15 protein-coding genes are annotated in these 14,158 nt (G+C 62.1%); 6 read left to right on the plus strand and 9 right to left on the minus strand.

Annotated elements, in window-relative coordinates:
* Positions 1 to 18 precede the first annotated feature (18 nt).
* Positions 19 to 2,223 (plus strand): ATP-binding protein, encoded by a 2,205-nt coding sequence (locus tag KUW62_RS17290; protein WP_224816704.1) that lies wholly within the window; start codon positions 19 to 21, stop codon positions 2,221 to 2,223.
* Here the strand turns inward: KUW62_RS17290 and KUW62_RS17295 are convergent.
* Entirely contained in the window at positions 2,220 to 3,233 is a 1,014-nt protein-coding gene (locus KUW62_RS17295) for an asparaginase (RefSeq protein ID WP_224816705.1), read from the minus strand. The two genes, KUW62_RS17290 and KUW62_RS17295, sit on opposite strands and share 4 nt — an antisense overlap.
* A gap of 176 nt (positions 3,234 to 3,409) precedes the next feature.
* Between KUW62_RS17295 and KUW62_RS17300 the strand changes: the two genes are divergently transcribed.
* The 3 genes from KUW62_RS17300 to rlmN all read left to right on the plus strand — a co-directional run bounded on the left by KUW62_RS17300 (position 3,410) and on the right by rlmN (position 5,722).
* Complete coding sequence (locus KUW62_RS17300; protein ID WP_224816706.1) at positions 3,410 to 3,943, plus strand: invasion associated locus B family protein; 534 nt, start codon at positions 3,410 to 3,412, stop codon at positions 3,941 to 3,943.
* Positions 3,944 to 3,948: 5 nt separating this feature from the next.
* Positions 3,949 to 4,455: an invasion associated locus B family protein gene (locus tag KUW62_RS17305; RefSeq protein WP_224816707.1), complete on the plus strand. Its 507-nt coding sequence runs from the start codon at positions 3,949 to 3,951 to the stop codon at positions 4,453 to 4,455.
* Positions 4,456 to 4,543: 88 nt separating this feature from the next.
* Positions 4,544 to 5,722 (plus strand): 23S rRNA (adenine(2503)-C(2))-methyltransferase RlmN, encoded by a 1,179-nt coding sequence (gene rlmN, locus KUW62_RS17310; protein ID WP_224816708.1) that lies wholly within the window; start codon positions 4,544 to 4,546, stop codon positions 5,720 to 5,722.
* A gap of 141 nt (positions 5,723 to 5,863) precedes the next feature.
* On the opposite strand, the gene KUW62_RS17315 is transcribed toward rlmN, so the two are convergent.
* From KUW62_RS17315 to mtgA, 6 genes are all read right to left on the minus strand, one after another.
* Complete coding sequence (locus tag KUW62_RS17315) at positions 5,864 to 6,061, minus strand: hypothetical protein (protein WP_370632907.1); 198 nt, start codon at positions 6,059 to 6,061, stop codon at positions 5,864 to 5,866.
* Positions 6,062 to 6,338: 277 nt separating this feature from the next.
* The gene (locus KUW62_RS17320) at positions 6,339 to 6,821 is read right to left on the minus strand and encodes a murein L,D-transpeptidase family protein (protein ID WP_224816709.1); all 483 of its coding nucleotides are present in this window, start codon (positions 6,819 to 6,821) and stop codon (positions 6,339 to 6,341) included.
* A 61-nt stretch (positions 6,822 to 6,882) separates the two neighbouring features.
* Positions 6,883 to 7,740, minus strand: coding sequence for an SDR family oxidoreductase (locus KUW62_RS17325; RefSeq protein WP_224816710.1), 858 nt, complete (start codon positions 7,738 to 7,740; stop codon positions 6,883 to 6,885).
* Positions 7,737 to 8,768, minus strand: a complete 1,032-nt coding sequence (gene queG / locus KUW62_RS17330) for a tRNA epoxyqueuosine(34) reductase QueG (RefSeq protein WP_224816711.1) — start codon at positions 8,766 to 8,768, stop codon at positions 7,737 to 7,739. The genes KUW62_RS17325 and queG overlap by 4 nt, the downstream gene beginning before the upstream one ends.
* Entirely contained in the window at positions 8,765 to 9,430 is a 666-nt protein-coding gene (locus tag KUW62_RS17335; RefSeq protein ID WP_224816712.1) for a glutathione S-transferase family protein, read from the minus strand. Before KUW62_RS17335 ends, queG begins: the two co-directional genes overlap by 4 nt.
* A 51-nt stretch (positions 9,431 to 9,481) precedes the next feature.
* Positions 9,482 to 10,207, minus strand: coding sequence for a monofunctional biosynthetic peptidoglycan transglycosylase (mtgA, locus tag KUW62_RS17340; protein WP_224816713.1), 726 nt, complete (start codon positions 10,205 to 10,207; stop codon positions 9,482 to 9,484).
* A 120-nt stretch (positions 10,208 to 10,327) separates the two neighbouring features.
* On the opposite strand from mtgA, the gene speB reads away from it, so the two are divergent.
* Complete coding sequence (gene speB / locus KUW62_RS17345) at positions 10,328 to 11,284, plus strand: agmatinase (protein ID WP_224816714.1); 957 nt, start codon at positions 10,328 to 10,330, stop codon at positions 11,282 to 11,284.
* Here the strand turns inward: speB and KUW62_RS17350 are convergent.
* Together KUW62_RS17350 and KUW62_RS17355 are read right to left on the minus strand one after the other, a co-directional pair.
* Positions 11,281 to 12,252 carry a DNA topoisomerase IB gene (locus tag KUW62_RS17350; RefSeq protein ID WP_224816715.1) on the minus strand — a complete coding sequence of 324 codons (972 nt, stop codon included), beginning with the start codon at positions 12,250 to 12,252 and terminating at the stop codon, positions 11,281 to 11,283. The genes speB and KUW62_RS17350 overlap by 4 nt on opposite strands.
* Positions 12,253 to 12,305: 53 nt before the next feature.
* Entirely contained in the window at positions 12,306 to 13,031 is a 726-nt protein-coding gene (locus KUW62_RS17355; RefSeq protein WP_224816716.1) for a class II aldolase/adducin family protein, read from the minus strand.
* Positions 13,032 to 13,240: 209 nt separating this feature from the next.
* Between KUW62_RS17355 and KUW62_RS17360 the strand changes: the two genes are divergently transcribed.
* Positions 13,241 to 14,146 (plus strand): LysR family transcriptional regulator, encoded by a 906-nt coding sequence (locus KUW62_RS17360; protein ID WP_224816717.1) that lies wholly within the window; start codon positions 13,241 to 13,243, stop codon positions 14,144 to 14,146.
* Positions 14,147 to 14,158: the final 12 nt, after the last annotated feature.

Consider the following 14,158-nt stretch of genomic DNA (forward strand, 5'->3'; position numbering starts at 1 on the left):
TCGGTTGAGGGTTTGGTTATGGCCGCAAACAGCTTGAATTCTCGCTTGGCACAGGAAAGACGTGCGCGCCTGCAGGCGGAGCAATTGCTCGCCCTGCGGTCGGAGGAGCTGTATTCCGCCAACCGCAAACTTGCGGAACACGCGAACGCGCTGTCCAGTCAAGTCATTGAACAGAGAGAAGAAAACGAGGCGCTCAAGGGGCAGACGACCCAGACCAAGGCGCAGCTTGAGGTTGCAACAGAACGCGCCGTCACCGCGCAAAGGCGGCTTTGGGACGCGCTGACCGCGACGGAGGATGGCTTTGCCATTTTTGACCGGGACTGGCGACTGGTGGCGGCGAACCCGGCCTTTTTCGATGTGTTCGACGGAATAACCGATGTGGCGGAGGGCGCCAGTTACGAAGCGATTCTCCGCGTTGCCGTCGATGAGGGCGTGGTGGACCTGCAAGGTGAAGATCCCGATGATTGGGTCGACCGCATGATCGCCCGTTGGGAAATGACGCCGATCCCGCGCGCCGATATCAAATTGTGGAACGGGGCTTATATCCGCCTGAACGACAAGCAGACGCCGCAGGGTGATTTCGTGTCCCTCGCCGTTGACGTGACCCCCAACATCCGCCGTGAGCGCAAGTTGCGCGCCGCACGGGATGCCGCCATGGCCGCCAGTCGCGCGAAATCCACTTTCCTCGCCAATATGAGCCACGAAATCCGGACGCCAATGAATGGTGTCGTTTCCATGGCGGAGCTTCTGCGTGAGACCGGTCTGGATGAGGAACAACAGTTGTTCGCCGACACCATCCGTAACTCGGGAGAGGCGTTGCTGGTCATCATCAACGACATCCTCGACTACTCGAAGATCGAGGCGGGCAAACTGGAATTGCGGGAGGAGAGCTTTGACCTCAACGCCATGGTGCGGGAGATTTTCCGCCTGCTTCAACCGGGCATTGAGGGTAAACAGATCGAGCTGCGGCTCGACTACGACATTTTCCTTCCCGACCGGATGATCGGTGATCGGGGCCGCGTACGGCAAGTGCTGACCAACCTGATCGGCAACGCCGTCAAATTCACGCAAAAGGGGAATGTCACCGTTCACGTTCTTGCAGGACCGCCGGGTGCTGAAACCGACGATCTGAATGTCAGTATCGTCGTGGAAGATACCGGCGTGGGCATCGCGGAGGACAAGCAGGCCCACGTGTTCGGGGAATTCAATCAGGTGGAGGATGAGGCGAACCGAAAACACGACGGGACCGGCCTTGGCCTCGCGATATCCCGCAGGTTGGTGGAGCTGATGGGGGGCGAAATGTGGCTGGAATCCACGCCCGGAAAGGGGTCTGCATTTGGTTTCGTCGTGCGGCTGAAAGCGGATCCCGACGGTCGCCTTGACCCGGTTGCGGGTCTTCCCGTGGATCGAAACCGGGTGCTTGTGATCGGTGGCAAGGGCGACCAGGAGGATGAGGTTCTGGACGCGCTTGGCCGCTTGCATGCGGAGACGACCCTGTTGCGGCGTGTACCTTCCCAACGTGATCTGGATGGCACGCAGGCCATCATTCTGTGTGACGGCGGCGTAACGGCGGACGACGTGATGACGGCGCTTGATGAGGCTTCGTTCACGGGCGCGCGGCTTGCCCACCTGTCAGACGGCAGCACGCCGGACGGGTACATGTGTTGCCCCCTTCATGACGGTCTGTCCGCCTTGCGCGCACAGCTTCTGGAAACCGCGCCGGTCGCCGACCCTGCGCCGAACGCGGCGGATGACCTTGGCAAGCATGGTGAGATTGAGGAAACGGCGTCAGACGTATTGCCGGAGCCTGAGCCATCGCCCCCGTCGCGAACCCGCCCGCGCCTTCTGGCGGCGGAGGACAACAAGACCAACCAATTGGTTTTCAAGACGATGCTCAAGGGCCTCGATCTGGACATCGAGATTGCGAATAACGGCCTCGAGCTTCTGGACGCTTACAAGCGTGACCGGCCCGATCTGGTGATGACGGATATCTCCATGCCCGAAATGGACGGGCTGGAGGCGTCGAAACTGATCCGCGCGTTCGAGGTGGAGAACGGGATGGACCGCATTCCCATCATCGCCATGACGGCTCATGCGCTGGAAGGGGACAAGGACCGGATCTTGCAGGCGGGCCTGGATGAATATGTGACGAAACCCCTGAAAAAAGCCGTGATCCAGAAGATGGTGCAGGGCCGGCTCGGTGACGGGGTCGTCACGGATTAGGGGCGCCACCCCGCCAGATTGTCCGCGATGCGGTAATGCCCCGTCTCGATCCCGTTCCAGTTGCGGATCGGGCCGTGGGTGAAGGCCCGCGCTTCGGGGTGGTTCGGGTCCAGAACGCCCAACGCGCCCAAGATCTGGGTAATCGCGGCCTCGGACCCGCGCGTGGCACCGTCGCTGATCTTGAGCGCGACGCCGACGGAAAGCTCCGGCACGATGGCGATGAAAACGCCTTCCGCCCCGGTCTTGATCGCGGCGCGGCCCTCCATGACCCGCATCAACCTTGTGCAGGCCCGCCCCTCTCCCGCCACAAGGTCCGGATGCCGCATCATTGCGTTGCGCAACCGGACCATCGCCGCTTGCCGCGCCCCGCCATCCTCTCGTGCGGCGGCGAAGGCTGCCATGGCTCGGGCCAGACCTGACAGCCGCGTGGCGAAGTTCGGGGCGGAGCATCCGTCGATCGCGAAATCGGGGTTCGCCTCATCCGTGACGTCGTCCCACGCCTCCGAAATCGCGCGCTGCAAGGTATGGGACGGATCATGGTATTCCGGCCCGGCACCGACATGTTTGGTGAAGGTCAGAAAGCCCGTGTGCTTGCCAGAACAATTGTTGTGGCGTTGATCCGGCCCGCATTGGGAACAGATCAACCCGTCGCGCGCCGGGACGTCGCTGGGCCATTGCACGCCGCATCGCAGATCGGCCTCCCCAAGATCCAGATCATCCAGCCAGCGCGTCACACGATCGGTATGGATCGCCGCGCCCTGATGTGAGGCGCAGGCCAGCGCCAGGTGCTCGTCCGACAGCCCAAAGGCATTGGCCGCCCCACTTTCCACCAGCGGAAGCGCCTGAATCATCTTCGACGACGACCGGGGCAAAATGCGCTTGTCCGGCTCTCCCCACGACCCGATCATCCCTTCGCCGTGACGCCAGATCACCGCGTGACCGCCATGTTGAGATTCCAGAATTGGACCGCGATGGACCTCGACCAAAAGCTCTGCTGCGTTCTCTGCCATGGTGTTTTCGTCCCAATCCCTTCACATCCCGGCGAATTTCCGCCATCGGGGCTTTTTTCAACGAACCGTTTCGGCTAGTTTATCCCCGATTACGGCTCGGACGCCCTCATCTGTTTGATGACGCAAAAAAAGGGTGCCGACCAGAGGCAGCGATGGGGCTGGAGGCTCTGACAACAATGAAGACATATCTTGCTGGTATTCTGGCGGGCGCGATTGCCATTTCAGGCACGGTCGCAATCGCGCAGGATGGTGAAGAATCCACCAACCGTGTGAACGCGGAAACCGATTGGTCCGTGTTCGTCGAAGATGACCCGACGCAATGCTGGGTCGTGTCGACACCGTCTGAAACCGTGAACACAAGGGATGGGCGTGTCGTATCCGTGCGGCGTGGCGAAATCCTGATGTTCGTGTCGTTCTGGCCGGGCCAGGAACGTCTGGGTGAAGTCAGCTTCACCGGCGGCTATCCCTTCGCCGATGGCTCCACCGTCACGATGGAGATCGGGAGCACGTCCTTCGAGCTGTTCACCGAAGGTGAGATGGCGTGGGCCGCGTCCCCGCAGGACGATGATCGGATCATCACCGCGATGAAGCGCGGGGCCGAAGCGGTTCTGACAGCCCGGTCCTCCCGTGGCACCCAGACACAGGACACGTTCAGCCTTCTGGGCTTCACGGCCGCCGTCGAGGATGCAGAGACCCGCTGCGGGACCTGATCGACATGCGATTTGCTTTCTGCGCCTTCGGGTTGCTGCTTTGTGCTGCCGGGTCGGCAATGGCCCAGGTGCAGGACGCGCCTTGGCCCGTTTACGTTCAGGAGGATCCGACACGCTGCTGGATCACGTCCGATCCAAGCGGAACAGTGGCCACGCGTGACGGGCAAGACGTGTCGGATGCCATCAATCGCGATGAAGCGCTGATCTTCGTGTCGTTTTGGCCGGACGACGGACGTGTGGGTGAGATCAGCTATACAGGCGGATATCAGTTCGCGAATGGAAGCACGGTGGCGCTGGCCATCGGCGATGCCGTGTTTGACCTGTTCACGGAGGGCCCGATGTCCTGGGCCGGATCGCCGGAGGTCGACGCGCAGATCATCGCGGCAATGCGCGACGGGGCCGAGATGGTGGTGACGGCTACGTCGACACGCGGGACGGAGGTTGTGGACACATTCAACCTGCAAGGTTTCGCGCTTGCCATGAATGATGCGGAACTACGCTGCGCGAACTGATGTGGACCTGCCACGGGTCCGGGGTCAACGGGTTTGCGTGTGCGCCGACGGTCCTATATGTGACCCCAACCTCACTAGGATCACCCCGATGCCCGCCTCCGCGCCGATTACGCAAGACGTTGCCACGATCAAACGCAAGCTGCCCGATGGGCCGGTCAACCTGATTGGGCTGACCCGCGATGGGCTTCGCGCCGCCCTGATCGACGCGGGTACGCCGGAAAAGCAGGCGAAGATGCGGACCGGCCAAATCTGGCAATGGCTCTACCAGAAAGGCGTGCGCGATTTCGCGGCGATGACGAACCTCAGCAAGGATTACCGAGCCATGCTGGCGAGCACCTTCGCGGCGGACGTGCCCGAGGTCGTGTCCAAGCAGGTCAGCGCGGATGGCACCCGCAAGTATCTGGTTCGGATCGCGGGCGGGCATGAGGTTGAGGTCGTCTATATCCCCGAGGTTGATCGCGGGACGCTCTGTATCTCCAGCCAGGTTGGCTGCACGCTGACCTGTTCGTTCTGCCACACCGGCACACAGAAGCTGGTCCGTAACCTGACGGCGGGGGAGATTATCGGCCAGGTCATGCTGGCCCGCGACGATCTGGATGAATGGACGGCAGCGGGCGAAGGCTCGGACGCCAAGCCGCGCCTTGTGTCGAACATCGTGCTGATGGGCATGGGGGAGCCGCTCTATAATTTCGAGAACGTGCGCGACGCGATGAAGATCGCGATGGACCCCGAGGGGATTTCCCTGTCCCGGCGGCGCATCACGCTTTCCACATCGGGCGTGGTGCCAGAGATTGCGCGCACGGCGGAAGAGATCGGGTGCCAACTTGCGGTGTCGTTTCACGCCACGACGGACGAGGTGCGCGACAAGCTGGTGCCGATCAACAAGCGGTGGCCGATTGCGGATTTGCTCGACGCGCTGCGCGCTTACCCCAAGGCATCGAACAGCGAGCGGATCACGTTTGAATACGTGATGCTGAAGGATGTGAACGACAGCGATGAGGATGCGCGGCGGCTGGTGAAGTTAATCCAGGGCATTCCGGCGAAGATCAATCTGATCCCCTTCAACGAATGGCCCGGCGCGCCGTATGAGCGGTCCGATTGGGAGCGGATCGAACGGTTTGCCGATATCGTCTACAAGGCGGGATATGCCTCCCCCATCCGCACACCGCGTGGCGAGGACATCATGGCCGCCTGTGGTCAGCTGAAGTCGGCGACCGAGCGTGCGCGGAAGTCGCGCAAGCAGATCGAGGCCGAGGCGGGCCTGTAACAGGCGTCTCGTTTTTCTTTTTCTGAAGGAGGAACCCGTTCGGGCGCACCGCGTTAGTGGGCGCCGCAATGCCGTTGTGGCAAAAGAAAAGGCGCCACCCGAAGGCAGCGCCAATTCAATGTCGTGTAACCGATCCGCGGATCAGTTGTGGTGCAATGCCAGAACCAGCAGGAGCACGGCGATGGCGGGCACCAGGATGCCGCCGGCCGAGGAGCCGGTGTCTTCAACGATGACCACGGGCTCGATGTGAGCCGGTTCAACGTAACCGCCTGCAAATGCGCCAGTGGCGACAACAGACAGAGCAGCAGCGAGAGCAAGTTTCTTCATAATATCCTCCAAGATACGCCCCTTTCACGCACAATGCGCAGGTTAGGGCACCCAAGACTGTACCTCGTGTTCAGGTTTAACCAGCAACGTGGTGCGATTGCAATGGGAGTGAATTTCATCTCCGGACATGATTTCGGGTATGTCGTCAAAAAAGCAACACTTCCGGGCCGGTCCGGGCGAAAGAGCGCCGTGAGTCGCGATTTTCCCGTTCTTTAGCGCGGTACCACAGCAGGGTTTTCCGCCATTCGGAAGGCGAATCAACGTGTTAAGCGCCGATTCGCTGCCTGCCTTAGGGGTAGATCGAAATCGGCGTTCCGTTCTGAACCATGGCGTAAATCTGGCGCATCTCGGCATTCGTCACCGCGATGCACCCAACGGTCCAGTCATCCACGCGCCGAAATGGCCGCGGCGTGCCGTGAATGAAGATGTCGCCACCGGGACTGACGCCGCGTGCGCGGGCCTGGGCAATATCGTCCTCGTTGGGATAGCTGATGCCGATCGACAGATACCATTGGCTGTTCGGATTGCGCCGGTCGATGATGTAGTCGCCCTCCGGCGTCCGTCCGTCGCCTTCTTCCAACTTGTGGCCTTCCGGGGCAAATCCAAGCTCGATCTCATAGGTCTCAAGCACTTCATCGCCGTGGTAGAGGAACATCAGCCGCTCGTTCTTGAGGACGACGACACGCGTGACCTCTGGCCCGTCATAGTCGATGAAGCGAGAGCAGCCTGACAGGACCGCAAGGCTGAGAAGGGCAATGAGAAGAAAACGCATGGATCTGTCCGCTCGAATATTTTTCGATGTGATACACCGATAACCCCGCCCAAGGCGAGGGTCAGGTGCCCGCTTCGGCAGAAAGAAGCTGGGCCAGCGCGCTGCGATAATCGGGGTAGAGGAGCGTCACGCCCAACTCCTCCTTGATCCGTTTGTTGGAGACGCGCTTCGATTCGGCATAGAAGCTTCGGCCCATCGGCGACATCTCTGCCTCCTCGAACGGGATGGCGGGCGGGATCGGCAGGTCGAGCAGCTTCGCCGCATGGGCAAGCACGTCCTGCGGTGGGGCCGGATCGTCGTCACAGACATTGTAGGCGGCACCGGGATTGGGCCGCGCGATGGAGGCGCGCAGGACCTGTGCGATGTCGTCCACATGGCATCGACTGAACACCTGTCCCTCCTTGATGATTCGCCGCGCTGTGCCGTTACGCACCTTGGCGAAAGGACCGCGGCCAGGCCCGTAAATGCCCGCAAGGCGAAAGATGTGAACCGGCAGACCGTGTTTGCGGTGCAGGTCCATCCAGTCCTTTTCCGTCGCCACCCGGGCCTGTCCCCGTTTGGTGGCGGGGGTCAGGGGGGTCGTTTCGTCAACCCAGCCGCCGCCATGATCGCCATAGACGCCAGTGGTCGACAGGTATCCGATCCAGTCCAGATGCGATGCATCGGAAAACGCATCGCGCAATTCAGCCAATACCGGATCGCGCCCATCCTGCGGTCCCGCAGAGATCAGGACATGGCTTGCCTGCGCCAGATCCGCGCGCAGGTCGTCGCCGGGGAATATCCGCGGGGTGACACCGTCGGCGCGGATCGTACCCGCCTTCTCGGCCGAACGCGTGGTCGCCGTGATCTGCCAATCGCTGTTCAGGGATTGTGCGAAGGCCCGCGACGTGAAGCCGTATCCGAAGATCAACATTCTCATGCCAGCTGCTCCAATGCCCATTCTGCCGCATCCGCGATGGCCACATCCGGGTCGCCCAAAAGGCCGCGCGCAACCTCCGCCAAGGCAGGCTCCCCGGAATTTCCGATGGCGTAAAGGACGTTCCGCACGAAGCGATCCCGCCCGATGCGCTTGATCGGAGAGCCGGAGAACAACGCCCGGAACCCGACATCATCAAGCGCGGCAAGCTCCGCCAGTTTCGGCGATTGCAACTCCGCCCTCGGCGCATACCGCAAATCCCTGGCGGCTTGGGCGAACTTGTTCCACGGGCAGACGGCCAGACAATCGTCGCAGCCATAGATACGGTTGCCCATCTTCGCCCGAAGCTCCGGCGCGACAGGGCCTTTGTGCTCGATAGTGAGGTAAGAGATGCAGCGCCGCGCATCGAGCTTAAAGGGCGCCGGAAACGCGTCGGTCGGACAGATATCAAGGCACGCGGTGCACGTCCCACAATGGTCCACTTGCGGTTCCTCAACGGGCAACTCGACGGTTGTGAAAATCGCGCCCAGGAAGAACCAATTCCCCATGTCGCGGGACAGAAGATTGGTGTGCTTGCCCTGCCATCCCAGCCCTGCGGCCTGCGCCAGCGGCTTTTCCATGACCGGCGCGGTATCCACGAACACTTTGATCTGTTCGCCCGGGCATTGATCCAGAAGCCAGCGCCCGACCCGTTTGAGGCGCTTCTTCACGACGTCGTGGTAGTCGCGGTTTTGGGCGTAGACACTGATCGTTCCGCAATCACGCGCATCCAAAGCGGCCAGCGGATCGACCTCCGGCGTGTAGGGCTCGGCCAGCATGACGATGGAGTTCGCTTCTGGCCACAGGATGTCGGGCGCGCCGCGCCAATGCATCCGTTCGGCCATCCAGTTCATCTGTCCATGGTGCCCGGCGGCGACGAAGTCGGCCAGGCGCGCGCCAAGCTCGGGCAGGGCATCGGGCTTGCAAACGCCCATCTTCGCAAACCCCGCCTCCCGGGCCTCGCGCAGAAGGGCGTCCTTTAGGCCGCTCAAAAGTCGAGGTCGGCGTAATGGGCCGGCTGTGGGAACCCGAAAATCTGGTCCGCCAGGATCGACCGGAACGCGGGGCGCGATTTGATCGTCGCGTACCAGTCCTTCACCGGCGCGCTCAGGCTCCAGTCCACGTCGGAGATGTAGTCGAGGCACGATAGCTGCGCGGCGGCAGCGAAATCGGCCATCGTCATCCTGTCGCCCGCCAGCCAGCGGCGGTGATCCAGAAGCCAGTCCATATAGCGCAAGTGAAACTTGATGTTTGTCGCCCCGGTCTTGACCGCGCGTCCATCAGGGTATCCGCCGCGCATCAGCTTCTTGTGGACCCTTTCGTGGACCAGGTTGCACGTGACCTCGCGATGAAACTTGTCGTCGAACCACGCCACCAGACGTCGAACCTCCGCACGGCCGGCGGGATCGCGGGGCAAAAGCGCGGGCTCCGGGACGGTTTCCTCAAGGTATTCGCAAATTGCCTGACTATCGCTCAACGTCATGCCGTCGATCTTCAGGACCGGCACCTTGCCCGCCGGGTTGCGGCGCAAGAACTCCGTGGTCGGCTCCCAATACGTCTCCTCGACCAGCTCCACCTCTATCTTCTTTTCCGCGAGGATCAGGCGCACCTTCCGGCAGAAGGGGGACAGCGGGAAATGGTAGAGGCGGTTCATGGGATTGCTCGTGTCGTTGCCCCCCGTCTTTGCAAGAGGGTTTGGGAAAAATCAATTCGCAAAGCAGGCATCGCGTCCATCGGCGCGGATCGTCGCCGCCCCGTTTGCAATGGATCGCGCGCGGCGGTCCACGGAATTGGACGGCGCGCTGGCATTGCGCTGTTGCGGGTTGGGCAGGACTGCGGCCAGAAGCGAGGCTTGGCGCGGGGTAAGATCCACGGCGGAGATACCGAAATGATGCTGCGCGGCCGCCTCGGCCCCGAACACGCCGGGCGCGAATTCGGCAACGTTAAGGTAAACTTCCAACACCCGACGCTTGGGCCAGATCAGTTCCATCACGGGGGTAATAACGGCCTCCAACGCCTTCCGCACCCACGATCGCCCGTGCCACAGGAAGGCGTTCTTAACCGTTTGCTGGCTGATCGTGGAGCCGCCACGCGCCGCGCCATCGGCAATCGCGTCGCGGATCGCGGACATGTCGAAACCCCAATGCAGGCAGAAATTCGCATCCTCTGCCGCCACGGCAGCCCGCGCCAGATGGGGCGAGATGTCTTCCATGGGGACCCAATCGCGTTCCACCCCGCCAAGTCGTGCGCGTTCTTGCAGGATGTAGATCGTCGTCGGCACCGGCACGAAAGCGTAGAGGACGATCCACAAAAGCATCAGTGCCACGGCACCGAACAGGCCACGCCAAAGCCATCGCCGAAACGTCCGCGCCCATCGCCGCGCCCGCGACTCGGTCTTCTTCTTTTTCGTTTTCCGTGTGCGCTGCGCCAAACTGCTCTCACGAGGGATAGCCCATATTTGCGTTTCAAATACCTCCGCTGGCGGCTCCGACGCCAGCCCCACGCGCAACATCCGCTTGAAGGCGCGTCCCATTCGCCGCACCTTGGCCCCATGTCACATGGATATGACCGAGGCCGCCTGAATCTGCCCTTTGTGGGGATCGCCACTTTCGGCAAGTACGATTACGTGTCCGACTGGTCCCGCATCGACGCCGATATCGCGGTGCTGGGTGCGCCGTTTGATTTCGGCACGCAATGGCGCCCCGGCGCACGCTTCGGCCCGCGCGGGATCAGGGAGGCGTCGACGCTTTTCGCTTTCGGCCATGACGGCGCCTACGATCACGAAGATGATGTCACCTATCTTGGGCCCGGAACGAAGATCGTGGATATGGGGGATGCGGACATCATCCACACCGATACCGAAGCCTCCCACGCCAATATCGAGGCGGGCGTGCGCGCCGCGTTGGACGCGGGCGCAATCCCCGTCACGCTTGGCGGCGACCACTCAATCAATATCCCCTGCATCCGCGCGTTTGACGGTCGTGGTCCGATCCATGTAGTCCAGATCGACGCGCATCTCGATTTCGTGGATGAGCGGCACGGCGTGCGCCACGGCCATGGCAATCCGATGCGCCGCGCGGCGGAGCAGGACCACGTCTCGGGCCTGTCGCAATTCGGCATCCGAAACGTCAGTTCCACCGCAAAGGATGGATACGAGGATGCCCGCCGATTTGGGTCAGACATCCAGTCGGTTCGCCAGTTTCGCATTTTGGGAGTGGACGCCGCGGCCGCGCGGGTACCGCCTGATACGGACCTCTACATTACGATAGACATTGACGGTTTCGATCCGTCCATCGCGCCGGGCACGGGCACGCCTTCCCACGGTGGGTTCCTTTACTACGAGGTCTTGGAGTTCCTCGCCATCCTTGCCAAGCGCAACAGGATCGTCGGTGTCGATCTGGTGGAGGTCGCGCCGGATTACGACCGGGATGGCACAACGGCGATTCTTGCCGCGCAGCTTCTGTTCAACCTCATGGGGCGCATTCTTCACGCGCGGGGCGGGGCCTAGTCGATCAGGTTCAGCAAAGCCCGCTCGGCCTTGCGCAGGCGGGTTGGCGTGGTCGCCTCGGCAAGTTGCTGGCGGTTCTCAAGACCCTTCTCCGAAAGCGCGATGACTTCGGGATGGATGTAGCTGTTGCGCGCCATGCTCGGCGTATTGTTAAGCCGTTCCGCCGCGGCCTCCGCCATCAATGCGATCGTCAGGTCATCCTCTCGCAAGGCGACCTCCATCGCGGCCACGGACCCGTTCCACGTGCGGAAGGTCTTCGGCGTCAACCCGTCTTCCCCGGTGACATCGGCCATATACGCGCTGAGCATGTCGGGTGAGACGTTGCGGACCTGGCCGTTATCAAGCCATGTCGCGATCGGCGCCCCCGGCAGGTCGTCAAGCTTGTGCAACGCGCGGGCAAGGGTCTTGTCCCGCAAGGTTTCGTTGACTTTCTTGCCGCCCTTGGCGGTGAATTTCAGCTGTGTGCCGTCCTCGTCAGCCGATAGGTGGCGGGACCGCAGGGTCGTCGCTCCGAAACTGCCATTGGCTTCCGCGTAATCAGGGTGCCCGGGGCGCAGCGACAGGCGGTCGATCAGGCCAAGGACGGCCGCGATCACGAAATCCCGCGTTCCCGGTTCCTCCTCCAGCCCCGACCGGATCGCGGCGCGCAGGCGCGGCAGGGCAAGTCCGAACCGGGGCAAATCCTCGAACTTCCGCTCGGCCCGGAATGTCGTCCAATCGGGGTGGTAGCGATACTGCTTGCGTTGGGCCGCGTCGTATCCGGTGGCCTGAAGGTGCCCGTTCACACGCGGGCTGATCCAGACATGGCGATAGGCGGGCGGCACGGCCAGCGCCTCGATCCGCTTGCGCACCGTTTCGTCGCCGATTGTCGTGCCGTCAGGCGCGCGGTAGCTGAACCCGCGACCGGACCGCCTGCGGGTGATCCCGGGGCGGTCATCGGGGTAGTAGATCAGTCCATCGGGTATCATGGCCCGTCAACGCCGCGCGGAAAGGGGCGGTTCCCGACGATCTTACGTTAACGTCAAGCCGCGTAGTCGGACCCTTCGCGATCCAGCACGTCCCGGATCCCACGCATCAGATCCTCATCCGCGCCGTGGTCCTCCTCCAATTGCCGCGCGGTACGCTCTGCCACGTCCTCCGGCAAAGTCCGCAACGGGCGCCCGGTCTGAAGGGCAAGCATGTAGTTCCGCGCCGCGCGCTCGAAATGATACATGCGCATGAATGTCTCGGCCACGGTCTCCCCGATGAACAGCACGCCGTGATTGCCCATGATCATCGTCCGCACACCGGGGTCCTGGAACATCTGAGCGCAGCGCGTGCCCTCGTCTTCCAACGCCAATCCGCCATATCCCTCGTCCACGATCTGTCGGTTGTGAAACATGGCGGAGTTCTGGTCGATGGCCGGAAGCCGGGATTCGGCAAGTGATGCCAGCACGGTCGCGTAGGTCGAATGCACATGCATCGCACAGCGCGCATGGGGGACGTGGCGGTGAAGTGCACCGTGCAGGCCCCACGCGGTCTGGTCCGGCGCGTCATCGCCTTTTGCGCTGTCAGGGTCGTCGGCCTGCACGACCCAAAGGTCGGACGCCTTCATGATCGAAAAATGCCGCTTCGGATTGATGAGAAACTCGGTGCCCGCATCGTTGACCGCGAGGGAGAAGTGATTGGCCACGCCTTCGTGCATGTCCTCACGTGCGGTCCAGCGGAACGCGGCGGCCAATTCGGCCCTTTGGGTCGCGTAGTCCATCGCTCGGCCCCCGTTTGACTGAACCCCATTGGTGTCGCTGGACGCTAACGGCCCCGCTGCGGCTCCTGCAATCGTAAATATGGGCTTAACGTTTGTTGCCATGCCATGAACGATCCGCGGAATAATCCCGGTTTGGACAAAGCCCCATCCCATTTGCGCCCCAATTTGACGCGACACCTAGGTCCGAGCAGTAAAAGGCAGATCGCGTAATGGATCGACTAACGGAAATGGAAGCCTTCGCCACGGTTGTGGATCAGGGCGGATTTACAGATGCAGCGAAAAAGATGGGGATCTCGAAATCCGCCGTCTCCAAACACGTCTCCTCGCTTGAGGCGCGCCTGGGTGCGCGATTGTTGAACCGCACGACGCGACGGGTCTCTCCGACGGAGATCGGCCTTGCCTATTACGACCGCGCCCGCCGTGTCCTGAACGACGCGGGCGAAGCAGACGCCCTTGTGACTGCGATGCAATCCGCGCCGTCGGGTACGTTGCGCGTGTCGATTGCGACCGATTTTGGCGTCAACCACGTCTCTCCGATCCTTGGTGAATTCCTCCATGCGTTCCCGGAAATCACCGTGAACATGGTCCTCAACAACCGCTACGTGGAGCTGATTTCCGAAGGTTTCGACATGGCCATCCGCGTGGGAGAGCTGGAAGACAGTTCCCTCATGGCGCGCAAGATCTGCGAAACCCAACGCCGCATGATCGCCGCCCCGTCCTATTTCGAGGAATATGGCCGACCCGAGCGGATCGACGACCTCAACGAGCACAAGCTTCTTCATTATTCGAATTCCTCCTCCGGCAATGTCTGGAAGCTGACCGCCCCCTCGGGTGAGTTGCGGCAGGTGCGCACCGCCGGGTGGCTTACGGTGAATGACGGGCAGAGCCTTCTGAACGCCGCGATCGGCGGCCTTGGCATCGCTTACTTGCCCTCGTTTCTCTACGCCGATCCGATGCGTGAAGGGTTGTTGCAGGATGCCATGCCGGATCTGCCGGTGGATGTGCAGGGCGTTTATGCCGTCTACCCGCCGGGCCGCTACATCCAACCCAAGGTCCGCGCCTTCATCGACTACCTCGTGGAGAGTTTCCGCGACAAGGGACCGGGCGACTGGTGATCCCCTAAGCTT

It is taken from the genome of Hasllibacter sp. MH4015 (assembly GCF_020177575.1).
Classification (GTDB): Bacteria; Pseudomonadota; Alphaproteobacteria; order Rhodobacterales; family Rhodobacteraceae; genus Gymnodinialimonas.

Coding starts and splice junctions, on each gene's coding strand:
- KUW62_RS17290 (WP_224816704.1), top strand. CDS start 19: ATGGCCGCAAACAGCTTGAATTCTCGCTTGGCACAGGAAAGACGTGCG.
- KUW62_RS17295 (WP_224816705.1), bottom strand. CDS start 3,233: ATGGCAGAGAACGCAGCAGAGCTTTTGGTCGAGGTCCATCGCGGTCCA.
- KUW62_RS17300 (WP_224816706.1), top strand. CDS start 3,410: ATGAAGACATATCTTGCTGGTATTCTGGCGGGCGCGATTGCCATTTCA.
- KUW62_RS17305 (WP_224816707.1), top strand. CDS start 3,949: ATGCGATTTGCTTTCTGCGCCTTCGGGTTGCTGCTTTGTGCTGCCGGG.
- rlmN (WP_224816708.1), top strand. CDS start 4,544: ATGCCCGCCTCCGCGCCGATTACGCAAGACGTTGCCACGATCAAACGC.
- KUW62_RS17320 (WP_224816709.1), bottom strand. CDS start 6,821: ATGCGTTTTCTTCTCATTGCCCTTCTCAGCCTTGCGGTCCTGTCAGGC.
- KUW62_RS17325 (WP_224816710.1), bottom strand. CDS start 7,740: ATGAGAATGTTGATCTTCGGATACGGCTTCACGTCGCGGGCCTTCGCA.
- KUW62_RS17335 (WP_224816712.1), bottom strand. CDS start 9,430: ATGAACCGCCTCTACCATTTCCCGCTGTCCCCCTTCTGCCGGAAGGTG.
- speB (WP_224816714.1), top strand. CDS start 10,328: ATGTCACATGGATATGACCGAGGCCGCCTGAATCTGCCCTTTGTGGGG.
- KUW62_RS17350 (WP_224816715.1), bottom strand. CDS start 12,252: ATGATACCCGATGGACTGATCTACTACCCCGATGACCGCCCCGGGATC.
- KUW62_RS17355 (WP_224816716.1), bottom strand. CDS start 13,031: ATGGACTACGCGACCCAAAGGGCCGAATTGGCCGCCGCGTTCCGCTGG.
- KUW62_RS17360 (WP_224816717.1), top strand. CDS start 13,241: ATGGATCGACTAACGGAAATGGAAGCCTTCGCCACGGTTGTGGATCAG.